Genomic DNA, 15146 nt, shown 5'->3' on the forward strand with positions numbered 1-15146 from the left:
TGTATCTATAAGCGGTAATCTAGCTCTAGATTCGAATTTATCGATAGCTTTTCGTGCTCAATCGAATCTTTTGGCTCATTTACTCATTTACTCATTTACTCAGTCACGCAGGTTTGTTTTTTGAAAACTTGACCTGTTGAATCACCAAGCCGGCAATGATCAGTACCAAGCCAAACAGTGTCGCTGGGTGAATCTCTTCGCCGATAATCGTGGAAAGTAGCATCAACGAGATAAACGGTGAGGCAAAAATCAGATTGCTGATACGCGCTGTGTTGTTGGTCAGTTTTAATGCCGAGAGCCACAAGACAAAGGTAATACCCATCTCGAACAGGCCAACATAAGTCACGGCCATCCAACCTTTCGCTGTGATTTGGCTAAAGCTCTCGCCTTCGTAAAGGGTTAAACCGATCGCGAAGGGCAATGCGACTAAGAAACCAAGCAATACGCCAATCACAGGGTCAGCCTTGTTTTTGGTGTTTAGAATCCAGTATCCCGCCCAAAGCAAGGTTGAAAGTAATGCCAGAGCCACACCGAGTGGACTATCGAACTGCATTCCTAGCACATCGCCTTTGGTGGCAATGACCACCACACCTGCATAACTGAAGGTACAAGCAATCCAATCTTGCTTACGAATCTTTTGCCCCAGAAAAACCGCCGCCATCAAGGTTAGCGTAATTGCCCAACTGTAGTTGATGGCCTGAGCTTGAGATGCTGGCAATAGGTCGTATGCTTTGAATAGAATCAGGTAGTAGGCCAGTGGATTGACCAGGCCGAGCAGTAGGTAATACCAAGGGTTTGAAAGAAACGTAGTGCTCAGCTGAGAAAGCTTGCCTTGAAAGGCGCAGATGGCGATCAGTGCTATCGATGACACTATGCTGGCAATGGTCAGCATTTGAATCGGCGAAAACTCAGCAAGGGTCAGCTTAAAAGCAGTAGCAACTGTTGACCACAGTAATACCGCGGAAAGGCCAAAGCCCAAGGCACGACGTTCGTTCATAGCAACTCATTCTAATTTGATGGGACAGAATACGGAGCGCCTAGTCTATCTGTCGAAATTTAATACGGCAAACTGGACATTTATCCAGTATCAAAATACCATTTAATGAGTTACTTCCAATTAGGCTAAATCATTATCATGCAATGGATTATCGAACATCAAGCACCGCTTATTGCTGCAATTTCTGGCGCGCTCGTCAGTGGCGGTGTGGTGGGTTGGTGGATCAAACAGAAGTTCTCTTTTCAACAGCGACTTCTTGAACAGCAGCTAGAGTCCGACCGTTTGCTGCATGAGTCTCAACAATCCCAGCTCAAATCCTCGCTCGCAGAGGCACAACAAGAGCTCAATGAGTTGGATGATGACCGAGACAAAGCGGCATTCGAGCTCAAGCAAGCGCACGGCAAGGTGATGGCCGCGATGGAAAAGCTGCGCTACTTTGAGGCGGTCAAGCAAGAGCGCCAACAGTATGCCGATGATATCAATGTTCTTAAGGAGCATAAGTCTGAGTTAGAGGCTGAGCTTAGAGAGCAAGAGGCAAGACATGACCAAGAAAACCTCGCCAATAGTGAAAAGCTGCAACTGCTAGAACAAGCAGAATATCGACTTAAGCAGCAGTTTGAACTGTTAGCGAATCAACTGTTTGAGAGCAAAACCGCTAAGGTCGATCAACAAAACAAGCAAAGCTTAGAGGGTTTGTTGTCGCCGCTGAAAGAGCAACTAGAAGGCTTCAAGAAACAAGTGAACGACAGCTTTAGCCAAGAAGCCAAAGAGCGTCATACCTTAGTTCATGAGCTTAAAAACCTGCAACGTCTTAATGAGAGCATGACTCGTGAAGCGGTGAATCTGACTCAAGCACTAAAGGGCGATAACAAACAGCAGGGTAACTGGGGCGAAGTAGTACTGGCACGGGTTCTGGCAGAATCAGGGCTGCGCGAAGGCCATGAATATCAAACTCAAGTGAACCTGCAAAACGATGCGGGCAAGCGTTACCAGCCGGATGTGATTGTGCATCTGCCACAAGACAAGCAAGTGGTGGTGGATTCAAAAATGGCTTTGGTGGCGTTTGAGCGTTACTTCAATGCTGAAACTGATCAACAACGTGATGCTGCATTGCGTGATCACTTGGTGTCGCTGCGAGCGCACATCAAAGGGTTAAGCCAGAAAGATTATCATCAGCTTAAAGGCATTCAGAGCTTGGATTATGTGTTGATGTTTATTCCGGTAGAGCCTGCGTTTCAGGTGGCGATTCAAGCCGACCCTAGCTTGGTCAAAGATGCGATGGAGCAAAACATTATCTTGGTCAGTCCTACGACCCTGCTGGTGGCACTGCGCACCATTGATAACCTGTGGCGTAATGACAGACAGAACCAGAACGCGCAAGTTATCGCTGAACGCGCAAGCAAGCTTTACGACAAATTACGCCTGTTCGTTGATGATATGGAAGGTCTCGGCAGTTCATTAGATAGAGCCAACCAAAGCTACCAAGGAGCAATGAATAAGCTAGTGACTGGGCGTGGCAATGTGATTCGTCAGGCTGAAAGCTTCAAACACCTTGGTGTTGAAGTGAAAAAGTCGATCTCGATTGGGATAGCTGAAATGGCGCAAAATGAGGCTTTTTCAGAAAATGTCTCTTTAGTAGAAAGACAACCTACTGAGGATAAAGTAAACTAATCGGCCGCAGTGCCTCTAAATAGAGAGTGTGCTGTCGATGAGAACTTACCATGGTAGATAACAGCATTATGGACACAAGCGTGCAGACAAATTCAGCAGTAGAGTCAGAAACCACACACTTTGGTTTCGAAACAGTCGCAAAAGACGAAAAAGTCGCGAAAGTAGCAGAGGTATTTCACTCTGTAGCCGCTAAATACGACATCATGAATGACTTAATGTCGGGTGGTGTTCACCGCTTGTGGAAGCGATTCACGATTGATTGCAGTGGCGTTCGCCCGGGTCAACGTATCCTAGATCTTGGTGGTGGTACTGGCGACCTGACTGCGAAATTCTCGCGTATCGTGGGTGAAAAAGGCCACGTGGTTCTTGCTGATATCAACAACTCAATGCTGAATGTTGGCCGCGATAAACTGCGTGATAGCGGTATTGTTGGCAACGTACATTACGTTCAAGCCAATGCTGAAGAGTTGCCTTTCCCAGATAACTACTTCGATTGCATTACCATCAGCTTCTGTCTGCGTAATGTTACCGACAAAGACCAAGCGCTGCGTTCAATGTACCGTGTGCTGAAGCCGGGCGGTCGTCTGTTGGTTCTTGAGTTTTCTAAGCCAGTACTTGAGCCTCTTTCAAAGGTTTACGATGCCTACTCTTTCCACCTGTTGCCAAAAATGGGTGAGCTGATTGCCAACGACGCAGACAGCTATCGTTACCTAGCAGAATCTATCCGCATGCACCCGAACCAAGAAACCTTGGAAGGCATGATGCAAGAAGCGGGTTTTGAAAATACGAAATACTTCAACCTAACGGGCGGCATTGTTGCGCTGCACCGTGGTTACAAGTTCTAGTCGAACTTGGTAGCAGGCTCGTAGGGCGTGCTAAAAATAAGAATAAAGACAGAACGGATAGGTTAAGGCTTATCCGTTTTCAAAGGTAAGGACAGTCATGCCATTTGATCCATTGGTAACCGCGGTTATTGAAACCTCTTTAAATACTTTCGTGAACGATGATCCAGCCTTGGTTCGTCGTTTGTCTCGTTTAAAGGGGCAGATCATTCAAGTTAATTTGAAAGAGTTGAATAAAACACTCACTTTCGTTTTCAGCCAACAGATCGATGTGTTGTCGGAATACGAAGGGCAGCCTGATTGCTACCTATCTTTGAACCTATCGGTACTGCCTGAACTGCGTGAGCAATCGAACATCACCAAGCTGATCAAGCAAGATAAGCTGATCTTAGAGGGTGATATTCAACTGGCTCAGAAATTTGCTCAGCTGATGACAGACTGCAAGCCGGACTTAGAAGAGTGGCTATCGCGCGTAACGGGCGATGTGGTTGCGCATACCGTGGTACAAGGCGTTAAAAACGTCGGTGGTTTTGTGGCGAAGCAAGCAACTAAGCATCAAAACCATGTTGCTCAGATTCTGACAGAAGAGTGGAAGATTGCACCGGCTCCGTTAGAAGTAGTGCATTTTTGCGATCAGGTTGATGACGTAAAAAGCTCGGTAGCTCGCCTTGAAGCTAAGTTGAACGCTCTGTTGGAGAAAGCATGACCCCAACAGAACTGAAACGTCTTTATCATATTATCAAGGTACAGTTAGAGTACGGCCTTGATGAATTGATGCCTGAGCACCATTTGACTAAAGCCCCATTGTTAGCGAGAAAGTCTCTGTTTTGGCTCAAGAACAAGCATCAAGATAAAGAATTGGGTCAGCGCTTGCGTCTCGCTTTGCAAGAGTTAGGGCCTGTGTGGATCAAGTTTGGTCAAATGATGTCAACGCGTCGTGACCTATTTCCTCCTCATATCGCTGATCAATTGGCTTTATTGCAAGACCAAGTGGCGCCATTTGATGGTCAACTGGCCAAGCAAGACATGGAAAAGGCACTGGGTGGCAGTCTAGATAACTGGTTTACCGACTTTGATATCGAGCCATTGGCTTCTGCTTCTATTGCTCAGGTGCATACTGCAAAGCTAAAAGAGAGCGGCCGCGAGATTGTTCTGAAGGTAATTCGACCTGATATTCGCCCGGTGATTGATGCAGATCTAAAACTGATGCACCGAATGGCGCGTATAGTCGCTAAGTCTCTTCCTGAAGCACGTCGTTTGAAACCTGTTGAAGTCGTTCATGAGTACGAAAAAACGCTAATCGATGAACTGGACCTGCGCCGTGAGGCGGCAAATGCCATTCAGCTACGACGTAATTTTGAAGGCAGCGAAGAGCTGTATGTTCCAGAGGTTATCTCTGATTTAAGCAGTGAAAGCTTGATGGTGTCAGAGCGAATCTACGGTATTCAAGTATCGGATATCGCGACATTGGAAGCTAACGGCACCAACATGAAATTGCTGGCTGAACGTGGCGTGACGGTATTCTTTACCCAAGTATTCCGAGACAGCTTTTTCCATGCGGATATGCACCCAGGCAACGTATTCGTTAACCCTGAAAATCCAGAAAACCCTCAGTGGATTGGCTTAGATTGTGGCATTGTCGGCACGCTAAACAGTGAAGATAAGCGCTACTTAGCAGAGAATTTACTGGCTTTCTTTAATCGAGATTATCGTAAAGTTGCAGAGCTACATGTCGATTCAGGTTGGGTGCCACACGACACCAACGTTAACGATTTCGAGTTCGCGATTCGCATGGTGTGTGAGCCAATTTTTGCAAAACCACTTGGCGAGATCTCATTTGGCCATGTGTTGCTAAACTTATTTAATACAGCAAGACGTTTCAACATGGAGGTTCAACCTCAGTTGGTGCTTCTTCAAAAGACCTTGTTGTATGTCGAAGGCCTAGGCCGTCAGTTGTATCCGCAACTTGATTTGTGGGCAACGGCGAAGCCTTTCCTTGAAACCTGGATGATGAATCAGGTGGGGCCGCAAGCTGTGATTAACGCAGTAAAAGAGCGAGCGCCATTCTGGGCAGAAAAACTGCCAGAGCTGCCAGAGCTACTTTATGACAGCTTGCGCCAAGGTAAAGCCATGAACCACAGAGTGGATCAGCTTTATCAAGGTTACCGAGATAGTAAGCGTCAGCAAGCAACAGGAAAGTTTTTGTTTGGCGTTGGAGCTACTTTAGTCGTATGCTCCGCAATATTAGTTTCAAGCCCTTATGAGCAGCTATCTATGGGCTGTGGCATCGCAGGTGTCACATTTTGGCTGCTAAGTTGGCGAGCTTACCGTCGTTAGACAGTAGACTCCCTTAATATTTTTTATGTGTAGACAGACCCGAGGACAATGACAATGGGTGGTATCAGTATTTGGCAACTTCTAATCATTGCTGTGATTGTAATTTTACTTTTCGGAACGAAGAAACTGCGCGGCATGGGCGGTGACTTAGGTTCAGCGGTGAAAGGCTTCAAAAAAGCAATGAGCGATGAAGACAAGCCTGCAGATAAGAAAGACGCAGACTTTGAACCAAAGAACATTGAACAGCAGAAGAAAGAAGCTAGCGCTGAAACGACTGCTGAAACAAAGAAAGACAAAGAGCAGGCGTAAATCGTGTTTGATATCGGTTTTTGGGAACTGGTATTAATATCTGTCGTTGGGTTAGTCGTTTTAGGACCTGAGCGTTTGCCTGTGGCGATTCGCAGTATTTCCAAGTTTGTTGGACAAGCGAAAAGCATGGCAAATAGTGTGAAAGATGAACTTTCTCATGAGCTTAAGGTGCAAGAGCTGCAAGAAAACCTACGCAAGGCGGAAAAAATGGGTATGGAAGATTTATCTCCAGACCTAAAAGCATCAGTTGATGAACTTAAGCAGGCCGCTGCTCAAGTTCAACGCCCGTATGCTAAGCCTGAGTCTGATAAGCCGAGTGAGACTGAACCTAGTGTCACGGAAACTGTGGAATCTGAAACCATTCAGGTTAACAGTGAAGCTTCAGCACCGTCAGATAAGAAAGCCGAATAGTCTCGCAAGGAGGAGTCGCCAGATACTTGAGTCGCTAGATGTTTAAGTCGATAGCTATTTAAGTAGATATCTATTCAAGTGGATACCAATTCAACTGGATAGATAGGTGCGCGGCTCCTTTTCGATCTTCCTGTTTAAGAGGTTTGACATGTCTTCGACTGAGCAGACACAGCCTTTAATTAGCCATCTTCTAGAACTGCGTAATCGCCTATTGCGCGCGATTGTTGCGGTTCTGGTGGTGTTTGTTGGGCTAATTTATTTCGCTAATGATATTTATGAGTTCGTCTCTGCACCTTTGGTAGATCGCTTACCTGAAGGCGCGACGATGATCGCAACAGATGTAGCGTCACCATTTTTCACACCCTTAAAACTGACCTTGATCGCGTCTATATTCCTCGCGGTTCCGTTTATTTTGTATCAGGTGTGGGCTTTTGTCGCTCCGGGCTTATACAAGCATGAGAAGCGCTTGATCATGCCGTTATTGGCTTCAAGCTCATTGCTGTTTTACTGTGGTGTGGCGTTCGCTTACTTCATTGTATTCCCGTTGGTATTTGGCTTTTTTACCGCTATATCATTAGGGGGAGTAGAGTTCGCAACCGACATATCGAGTTATCTTGATTTTGTACTCGCGCTGTTCTTTGCCTTTGGTATCGCTTTTGAAGTGCCAGTCGCCATTATCTTGCTATGTTGGACGGGTGCAACGACACCTAAAGAACTGGCAGAGAAGCGTCCTTACATTGTTGTCGGTGCGTTTATTGTCGGCATGATGCTAACGCCGCCTGATATGATTTCGCAGACACTGTTGGCGATTCCAATGTGTATTCTGTTTGAGATTGGCCTGTTCTTCGCGCGTTTCTATGTGCGTAAACCAGATGCGGATGAAGAGGAAGAAGCGGAGTCTTAATTCGCAGATGCCATGTTTGCAGATGCTAAAGCAGTAGTCATCACGGATGAGCATGATCGTTAGAGTTCTTCAGTAAAAATCACATAATAAAAAAGCGGCCCTAGGCCGCTTTTTTATTATGTCTGTTTATCGAATCTTTAACTGATAACCACAGTTTTGGCATATATAGAGCTCTTTGATGCCCCAAATTTTATGCCATAGAGTTCGATGTTGACGTTGTAAGTGTTGTGAATGGTCACACATAATCAACTGCCTCCATATGCAGGCGGTTGATAGTATACATATCACATTGTTTTCTCAAATAAATTGAGGGTAAATCCGTAATATTCACTTATTAATAGATTAATCATAGATTAAATAATGATTTAGCATTGATGGTGGTTATGTTTTCGACTTCTTCAAGGGTAATTCCGCGTAATTCAGCGACGCGTTTTGCCACCAGTTCGGTGTACGCGGGCTCGTTGCGTTTACCGCGATTCGGTGTTGGTGCCAAATACGGGCAATCTGTCTCTAGGATGACGTAATTCATATCAAGATGTGGGATTACCTTATCCATCCCCGAGTTCTTAAAGGTCGATACGCCGCCTAAACCTAAATGAAAGCCTAGCTCGTTGATCGCTTGAGCTTCCTCTAAGCTGCTGCCAAAGCAGTGGAATACGCCGCGTAAGCTTCCATCTTGTTCTTTGCGAAGTAGGGTGAGTGTTTCTTCAATGGAATCTCGCGTGTGGATCACCACAGGTAGATTGAGATCTTTTGCCCACTGCAGCTGAGTCACAAACGCCATCTCTTGTTCTGCTTTAAAGGTTTTATCCCAGTACAGGTCGATACCTATCTCACCCACGGCGATAAAGTCATGCTTATCGAACCAAGCTCGAATGGTTTTCAGGGTCTGTTCGATATTTGCATCCACATAACAAGGATGTAAGCCCATCATTGAACGACATACCTCCGGAAACTGAGCTTCCGTCGCGAGCATTGGCTCGATAGATTCTAAATCGATGTTAGGCAGTAGAATCGTATCAATGCCTTGAGCAAGCGCGCGTTGCACGACTTGTTCGCGGTCTTCATCGAATTCGCTCGCGTAAATATGGGCGTGGGTGTCGATCATTATTGTGTCCTGAAAGCAGTCTTTTCTGAGTTGTCATGAGTATACGGCAGTGTGAGGAGAAGGTCATTTTTTGCCATTTATCCCTGTTTTTGAGTGGGTTTTATATTTTACTGTTAGCGTCCTGAGCCATCAGTGATATGCTTTTGCCTGTATTTTGCACTTTTCATATCTAAGCATTTCGGTGCTTAGACTAGGCAAGGAGAATCTAGTGTCTGTTTCAATTCAAGGTCAATTCCCAGGTCGCCGTATGCGCCGTATGCGTAAGCACGACTTTAGCCGTCGCCTAATGGCAGAAAATCAATTGTCTGTGGATGATCTAATCTACCCAATGTTTATTCTTATGGGTAAAGAGCGTCGTGAGCCTGTAGAGTCAATGCCAGGCGTTGAACGCCTGTCTATCGATCTTATGCTTGAGGAAGCGGATTACCTGTCAAAATTGGGTGTTCCTGCAATTGCTCTGTTTCCGGTAGTGAACCAAGATGCTAAAAGTTTATGCGCGGCTGAAGCTCATAACTCTGAAGGTTTGGTACAACGAGCAGTACGCTTACTCAAAGAGCACGTGCCAAATATGGGTGTGATTACTGACGTAGCACTGGATCCGTTCACTACTCACGGTCAAGACGGCATCATCGATGAAGATGGTTACGTGATGAATGACGAGACGACTGAAGTCTTAATCAAGCAGGCTCTGTCTCATGCTGAAGCGGGTGCTGATGTGGTTGCACCGTCGGATATGATGGATGGCCGTATTGGTAAAATCCGTGAAGCGTTAGAAGAAGCTGGCTACATTCATACTCAAATCATGGCGTACTCTGCAAAATATGCATCGTGCTACTACGGCCCATTCCGTGATGCAGTTGGCAGTGCTTCGAACCTGAAAGGCGGTAACAAGAAGAACTACCAGATGGATCCAGCCAACAGCGATGAAGCGATTCATGAAGTCGCGATGGATCTTAATGAAGGTGCGGACATGGTGATGGTGAAACCAGGCATGCCTTACCTTGATATTGTTCGTCGTGTTAAGCATGAATTGCAAGCTCCAACGTTTGCTTACCAAGTATCTGGTGAGTACGCGATGCACAAAGCGGCGATTCAAAACGGCTGGCTGAAAGAGCGTGAAACTGTCATGGAATCACTGTTGTGCTTTAAGCGTGCTGGCGCTGATGGCATCCTGACGTACTTCGCTAAAGATGTTGCAGAGTGGCTTGCTGAAGATAACGCACAAGCTGCTGAGCACCTGCAAGGTAAGTAAGTACGATCAAGCAAACTATATGATCACTAAAGGGTTGGCCGTTGTGCCAGCCCTTTTGTTTTATGAGGATGAAACAAGATGTCTGTCATTGTGCGCGAAGGCTCATTAGAAGAGGTTGTTTCTGTTGTTGAACAGATTACCGAGTTTGCCAAAAAAGAGAGTGTAGCGTCTTTATCGGAGCGATTAGCGGGTAAAACAAGCTTGATCCTCGTTGCTGAAGAGACGGGTGTGTTACTGGGTTTTAAGATCGGTTATGAATTGGATGAAAACACGTTTTACAGCTGGTTTGGGGGCGTATTACCGATCGCAAGGAATAAAGGTGTTGCACAGGCGCAATTAGATACTCAAGAACAGTGGGTGAAGCAACAGGGCTACCAACAGCTAAAAGTGAAATCTCGTAACCAGTTTCCTGCGATGCTGCGTCTGTTATTGAGAAACGGTTACCTAATCGAAAAATTAGAAGAAAAAGAAGACATTAATGCCCATAGAATTCATTTTTTGAAGCAAATTTGAGCACTGTGGTTAATGGGTTATAAATTAAATGAGATTTATTATCATTTAATTGTTGACTATTAAATGAGAATCATTATTATTAACTTCGTCTTAGGGAATGAGGAAATGTTCACAAGGATGTTAAGTACTCAAGTATCTACTTGGTTACTCAACAGAATTCTCGCGAACTTGTACTAAGTTCTTTTTGACACGACATTGCTCACATTGCTTCCAGTGTAATTTATAGCTTTTAGGTAAAGCTGTGGTATTCAATTTGAATGGCTTTACCGGTTTTTGCTAGGCGACATCTTCGGGTGTCGCTTTTTTTATACCTCCATTTCAACAAGATGCATATTTAGTGGCACGTTTTTTTATGAATAAAACGCCATCAGCATTCTTTTCCACAATGCAAGATCGAGAAAAGATCGTTGATCATATGTTCGATCTGTAATTTTATCCTTTATTTTCAGTGGTTTATTTGCGTTTTTTTGGTGGTTTACCTTAGTTCTCAACAGGGTGGGTAAATAATATAAACAGAGTTATCCACAGAACGCTTGTGTCTAAGAACAAAAAATAACAACAAATCGATTATTACGAACACAACCGAGTGAACGGATACAGATCGACAACGTAGAATCCAACCAACAGACGTGGCATTCTTAACAGATAATTTCTGTACTTACTGGATTCACAAACATTATGGCTCGTATTCCTGATAATCCATTGATTCTGATCGATGGCTCTTCTTACCTATATCGCGCGTTCCATGCTTACCCTGGCACCATGAGCAATGGTGATATCCCAACGAATGCTGTTTATGGTGTGGTTAACATGCTACGCAGCATGATGCGTCAATTTGCTTCTGATCGTATTGCGGTTATTTTTGATGCGAAAGGGAAAACGTTCCGTGATGATATGTACCCAGAGTACAAAGCAAACCGCCCACCGATGCCTGACGATCTTCGTTGTCAGATAGAGCCACTGCACAATGTTATTCGTGCGATGGGTTTGCCACTTATCTCTATTCCTGGCGTTGAAGCGGATGACGTGATTGGTACGTTGGCTTCTCAAGCTTCTGCGATGGGTATGCCTGTGCTTATTAGTACCGGTGATAAAGATATGGCGCAGCTGGTCGATGACAACGTTACTCTGATCAACACCATGACCAACGTGGTGATGGATCGTGAAGGTGTTATTGAGAAGTTTGGTATTCCGCCTGAGCTTATTATCGATTATCTCGCGCTGATGGGCGATAAAGTGGATAACATTCCGGGCATTCCAGGTGTTGGCGATAAGACTGCGACGGCATTGCTGCAAGGTATCGGTAGTATCGAAAAGTTGTATCAAAACCTTGATGATATTGCGGCGCTTGGTTTCCGTGGTTCGAAAAACATGGCTAAGAAGCTGGCTGATAATAAAGATAATGCTGATATGTCTTACAAGCTTGCGACGATTAAGTTAGATGTTGAACTTGAAGAGACACCAGAGTCACTCGTTAAAGCTCAGCCAAATATCGACGAGCTGATCAAACTATACGGCCAACTGGTTTTCAAATCTTGGTTGAACGAGCTGCTTGAAGGTGGCAGTGGTGTGGTTGAGGCGGATGAAAGATCTGCAGCAACGGGAGCTGGTGCTTCTGCAGCAACGTCTACCGTGGAGATGAATACGTCTGCCGTGACGATTGATCGCAGCAACTACGAAACGATTCTAGATGAAGCTTCATTCAATGTTTGGCTAGAAAAGCTTAAAGCCGCTGAATTGTTTGCTTTCGATACTGAAACAGACAGCTTAGATTACATGGTCGCAAACCTCGTTGGCTTGTCATTCGCAACCGAAGAAGGCGTTGCCGCTTACGTGCCGGTTGCTCATGATTACCTAGATGCACCGCAGCAGCTGGATCGTGATTGGGTACTTGAACAGCTTAAGCCGATTCTTGAAGATGATGCTCAAGCAAAAGTGGGTCAAAACCTGAAGTACGATATGAGTGTGCTAGCTCGCTACGGTATCGAGATGAAAGGCATCAAACACGACACTATGCTGGCGTCTTACGTTTTCAATAGCGTAGGTGGCAAGCACGATATGGACAGCCTAGCGCTACGCTTCCTACAGCATAGCTGCATCTCATTTGAGCAAATCGCAGGTAAAGGTAAGAAACAACTTACTTTCAACCAGATTGAGCTGGGTGAAGCGTCTCCATACGCTGCAGAAGATGCTGACGTGACACTACGTCTGCATAACCGCCTGATGGAAAACATCGAGCAAGATGAAAAGCTTAAAACCATCTATGAAGAAATCGAAGTACCACTGATTCCTGTGATGTCTCGCATTGAGCGTACTGGCGTATTCATCGATGACATGCTGTTAGGGGCTCAATCACAAGAGATTGCGGTTCGTCTGGATGAGTTAGAGCAGAAAGCTTACGAGATTGCAGAGCAAGAGTTCAACATGAACTCGCCAAAACAGCTGCAAGCGATCCTGTTTGAAAAAATGGGTCTACCGGTTATCAAGAAAACGCCATCAGGTGCGCCTTCAACTAACGAAGAAGTGTTGCAAGAGCTGGCCCTTGATTACCCGTTGCCTAAGCTGATCATTGAGTATCGTGGCCTTGCGAAACTGAAGTCTACTTACACAGATAAACTGCCGAAGATGATCAACGCTGAAACGGGTCGCGTTCATACTTCTTACCACCAAGCGGTAACGGCAACCGGTCGTTTGTCTTCGACTGATCCAAACCTACAAAATATCCCAATTCGTAATGAAGAAGGTCGTCGTATTCGCCAAGCATTCGTTGCACAACATGGTTGGAAGATCCTAGCGGTCGATTACTCTCAAATTGAATTGCGTATCATGGCGCACCTATCGGCTGATAAAGCGCTGCTGGAAGCGTTCCAACAAGGCAAAGATATTCACGCGGCAACGGCTGCTGAGATTATCGGCGTGGCTATTGATCAAGTTACCACTGAACAGCGTCGTCGTGCTAAAGCCGTTAACTTCGGCCTTATTTACGGCATGAGTGCCTTTGGCTTGGCTAAGCAACTGGGGATTCCTCGTGGTGAAGCACAGCACTACATGGACACTTACTTTGAACGCTACCCTGGTGTAATGCAGTACATGGAAGACACACGCAGCGCTGCTTCAGAGCAAGGCTTCGTTGAAACCATTTACGGTCGTCGGTTGCACCTGCCTGAAATCCAATCTCGTAATGGCATGCGTCGTAAAGCCGCTGAACGTGCGGCGATCAATGCACCGATGCAAGGTACTGCAGCAGACATCATTAAGAAAGCGATGTTGTTAGTGGATGAGTGGATTCAAGCGGAAGGCGATGGTCGTGTGAAGCTATTGATGCAAGTACACGATGAATTGGTATTTGAAGTTCAAGAGTCAGCTTTAGCCGAAATTGAAAGTAAAGTACAAGAATTGATGGAGTCAGCCGCTGATCTAGAAGTACCGTTAGTCGCGGAAGCAGGCCACGGTGACAACTGGGATCAAGCCCACTAATCAGTTTTTGACCTTATTGAGTGAATTAGTATGAGCCAGTGCACAAACACTGGCTTTTTTTTGTCTCGAATAAAGTTAAACCGTAAGAAGAATTTAGGTGTTTTAATAAAACATTCATGAAAAAAAACTACAAAAATTGTTTTCATTTCTGAGCAATTGTTGTACATTAAATCTTGTAGGGTACAGAGGTAAGATGTTCTATCTTTCAGACCTTTTGTTTCACGTTATTGGATTAGGCTGATTCAGCCGCCCCAGTCAGTATTTGACTGGGGCGTTTTTTCTTGTGCGAAAGAAAAATATTTCTAACCTACTATTACTCCCGTAAACTCGCCCTTTTTAGTGTCTTTTCTTACGCTTTCTCAAGCACAGTGATAAACACCTGATTTGCCTTAGATCTGGAATTCGATCAGCATTTGGTAATTTAAATCCGTCTCTAATTTGATTGTTTTATCATTTAAAATAACTTTTATTTTACAAGTTGCCGATAAAGGATTGATAGCTTACGCCTTATTTATCAGTGTATTGAGTGGGTGAATGCTCAATGTAATCCATGATTTCTTGTTGTTTCTCAGTACTGTATTTCAGCGCTTTGGCGGTGATTTGGATGGATTGCGCCATAGAAGAGATATTGTGGGTCGCTTTCACCAAGGTTTGCTGCATGGGTTTTAGGATGAGTAGATAGATAGCAGTCAAAGCGATAACAATGACAGCGATAACGGCTGCTAACGCAATGATGATCTTGGTCTGAATATCATCCAATAGCATTTGACTGGTCTTTTTAAAGGCGAGTCGAGATTGGTCTAAGGCTTGTGGGAGTTGATTGAGTGATGTCTTGGTAGAGCTCGCAAGCTTGTTGATGCTTTCAACGGTTTGATTCAGGGCTTTTTGTTGGTCTTCACTAAGGTTGGGGTTGTTGACGATCGCTTGCAACGATTGTGATATTACCTCGAGAGATTCACTTGCCTCCTGAGCGTACTTCTCCATGCCGTCGAGATCTAAGGTCATATCAACATTGACCAGAGCGGCCTCGGTCTTGGGCTGTTCCGATTCAGATGTTACACCGGAAAATGAGATCAATATAAGCGCGATGGTCGCCAAGGGTTTTTTCCACATGAGCATTCCTTTCTCATTGTTCTGTTTATTTAGATGTGTCTTTTAGTATGGTTCACTTCTCTCGTTTCTAACTGATTAATCTTGTCTTTAATTCTCAAGATTTAGGTTTAACTCACTAATTTGTGGGCAAAAAAATACCCCACCTATATAAGGCGGGGTATTGATAAGACTAAATCACTTGCTGTAAGTGCTTTAACCTCTAATTATAGACA

The 15146-nt window shown here is 44.9% G+C and carries 14 protein-coding genes; 11 read left to right on the forward strand and 3 right to left on the reverse strand.

Annotation, left to right across the window (positions count from 1 at the left end; genetic code table 11):
- Window positions 1–103 precede the first annotated feature (103 nt).
- The gene (locus AC3CID_RS00355; RefSeq protein ID WP_280532664.1) at window positions 104–997 is read right to left on the reverse strand and encodes a DMT family transporter; all 894 of its coding nucleotides are present in this window, start codon (window positions 995–997) and stop codon (window positions 104–106) included.
- A gap of 138 nt (window positions 998–1135) precedes the next feature.
- On the opposite strand from AC3CID_RS00355, the gene rmuC reads away from it, so the two are divergent.
- The 7 genes from rmuC to tatC all read left to right on the forward strand — a co-directional run bounded on the left by rmuC (window position 1136) and on the right by tatC (window position 7471).
- Entirely contained in the window at window positions 1136–2668 is a 1533-nt protein-coding gene (rmuC, locus tag AC3CID_RS00360) for a DNA recombination protein RmuC (protein WP_488518324.1), read from the forward strand.
- 65 nt (window positions 2669–2733) lie between these two features.
- Window positions 2734–3513: a bifunctional demethylmenaquinone methyltransferase/2-methoxy-6-polyprenyl-1,4-benzoquinol methylase UbiE gene (gene ubiE / locus AC3CID_RS00365; RefSeq protein WP_026012235.1), complete on the forward strand. Its 780-nt coding sequence runs from the start codon at window positions 2734–2736 to the stop codon at window positions 3511–3513.
- Between the two features lie 97 nt (window positions 3514–3610).
- Window positions 3611–4216, forward strand: coding sequence for a ubiquinone biosynthesis accessory factor UbiJ (locus AC3CID_RS00370; protein WP_102332587.1), 606 nt, complete (start codon window positions 3611–3613; stop codon window positions 4214–4216).
- Complete coding sequence (gene ubiB / locus AC3CID_RS00375) at window positions 4213–5847, forward strand: ubiquinone biosynthesis regulatory protein kinase UbiB (RefSeq protein WP_428783970.1); 1635 nt, start codon at window positions 4213–4215, stop codon at window positions 5845–5847. Before AC3CID_RS00370 ends, ubiB begins: the two co-directional genes overlap by 4 nt.
- Window positions 5848–5901: 54 nt before the next feature.
- Window positions 5902–6156: a Sec-independent protein translocase subunit TatA gene (gene tatA / locus AC3CID_RS00380; RefSeq protein ID WP_004735565.1), complete on the forward strand. Its 255-nt coding sequence runs from the start codon at window positions 5902–5904 to the stop codon at window positions 6154–6156.
- A gap of 3 nt (window positions 6157–6159) precedes the next feature.
- Window positions 6160–6567 carry a Sec-independent protein translocase protein TatB gene (gene tatB, locus AC3CID_RS00385; RefSeq protein ID WP_004735566.1) on the forward strand — a complete coding sequence of 136 codons (408 nt, stop codon included), beginning with the start codon at window positions 6160–6162 and terminating at the stop codon, window positions 6565–6567.
- Window positions 6568–6715: 148 nt separating this feature from the next.
- Window positions 6716–7471, forward strand: a complete 756-nt coding sequence (tatC, locus tag AC3CID_RS00390) for a twin-arginine translocase subunit TatC (protein ID WP_004735567.1) — start codon at window positions 6716–6718, stop codon at window positions 7469–7471.
- A gap of 346 nt (window positions 7472–7817) precedes the next feature.
- Here tatC and AC3CID_RS00395 read toward each other — a convergent pair whose 3' ends face one another.
- A complete protein-coding gene (locus AC3CID_RS00395) occupies window positions 7818–8579 on the reverse strand; it encodes a TatD family hydrolase (RefSeq protein ID WP_488526767.1) in 762 nt (253 codons plus the stop codon).
- Between the two features lie 208 nt (window positions 8580–8787).
- Between AC3CID_RS00395 and hemB the strand changes: the two genes are divergently transcribed.
- From hemB to spfP, 4 genes are all read left to right on the forward strand, one after another.
- A complete protein-coding gene (hemB, locus tag AC3CID_RS00400; protein ID WP_004735569.1) occupies window positions 8788–9831 on the forward strand; it encodes a porphobilinogen synthase in 1044 nt (347 codons plus the stop codon).
- A gap of 78 nt (window positions 9832–9909) precedes the next feature.
- Window positions 9910–10344: a GNAT family N-acetyltransferase gene (locus AC3CID_RS00405; protein WP_372244854.1), complete on the forward strand. Its 435-nt coding sequence runs from the start codon at window positions 9910–9912 to the stop codon at window positions 10342–10344.
- A gap of 678 nt (window positions 10345–11022) precedes the next feature.
- Window positions 11023–13821 carry a DNA polymerase I gene (gene polA / locus AC3CID_RS00410; RefSeq protein ID WP_488526768.1) on the forward strand — a complete coding sequence of 933 codons (2799 nt, stop codon included), beginning with the start codon at window positions 11023–11025 and terminating at the stop codon, window positions 13819–13821.
- Between the two features lie 193 nt (window positions 13822–14014).
- Complete coding sequence (spfP, locus tag AC3CID_RS00415) at window positions 14015–14062, forward strand: small protein SpfP (RefSeq protein WP_438356636.1); 48 nt, start codon at window positions 14015–14017, stop codon at window positions 14060–14062.
- A gap of 266 nt (window positions 14063–14328) precedes the next feature.
- Here spfP and AC3CID_RS00420 read toward each other — a convergent pair whose 3' ends face one another.
- On the reverse strand, window positions 14329–14934 hold the full coding sequence (locus AC3CID_RS00420; protein WP_488526769.1) for a GTP-binding protein: 606 nt from the start codon (window positions 14932–14934) through the stop codon (window positions 14329–14331).
- Window positions 14935–15146 lie beyond the last annotated feature (212 nt).

It is taken from the genome of Vibrio sp. QJM3NY_21, from assembly GCF_057785975.1.

What these genes read in the sequence shown, in the direction of transcription:
- AC3CID_RS00355 (WP_280532664.1), bottom strand. Translation starts at nt 997, where the DNA reads ATGAACGAACGTCGTGCCTTGGGCTTTGGCCTTTCCGCGGTATTACTG.
- rmuC (WP_488518324.1), top strand. Translation starts at nt 1,136, where the DNA reads ATGCAATGGATTATCGAACATCAAGCACCGCTTATTGCTGCAATTTCT.
- AC3CID_RS00370 (WP_102332587.1), top strand. Translation starts at nt 3,611, where the DNA reads ATGCCATTTGATCCATTGGTAACCGCGGTTATTGAAACCTCTTTAAAT.
- ubiB (WP_428783970.1), top strand. Translation starts at nt 4,213, where the DNA reads ATGACCCCAACAGAACTGAAACGTCTTTATCATATTATCAAGGTACAG.
- tatA (WP_004735565.1), top strand. Translation starts at nt 5,902, where the DNA reads ATGGGTGGTATCAGTATTTGGCAACTTCTAATCATTGCTGTGATTGTA.
- tatC (WP_004735567.1), top strand. Translation starts at nt 6,716, where the DNA reads ATGTCTTCGACTGAGCAGACACAGCCTTTAATTAGCCATCTTCTAGAA.
- AC3CID_RS00395 (WP_488526767.1), bottom strand. Translation starts at nt 8,579, where the DNA reads ATGATCGACACCCACGCCCATATTTACGCGAGCGAATTCGATGAAGAC.
- AC3CID_RS00405 (WP_372244854.1), top strand. Translation starts at nt 9,910, where the DNA reads ATGTCTGTCATTGTGCGCGAAGGCTCATTAGAAGAGGTTGTTTCTGTT.
- polA (WP_488526768.1), top strand. Translation starts at nt 11,023, where the DNA reads ATGGCTCGTATTCCTGATAATCCATTGATTCTGATCGATGGCTCTTCT.
- AC3CID_RS00420 (WP_488526769.1), bottom strand. Translation starts at nt 14,934, where the DNA reads ATGTGGAAAAAACCCTTGGCGACCATCGCGCTTATATTGATCTCATTT.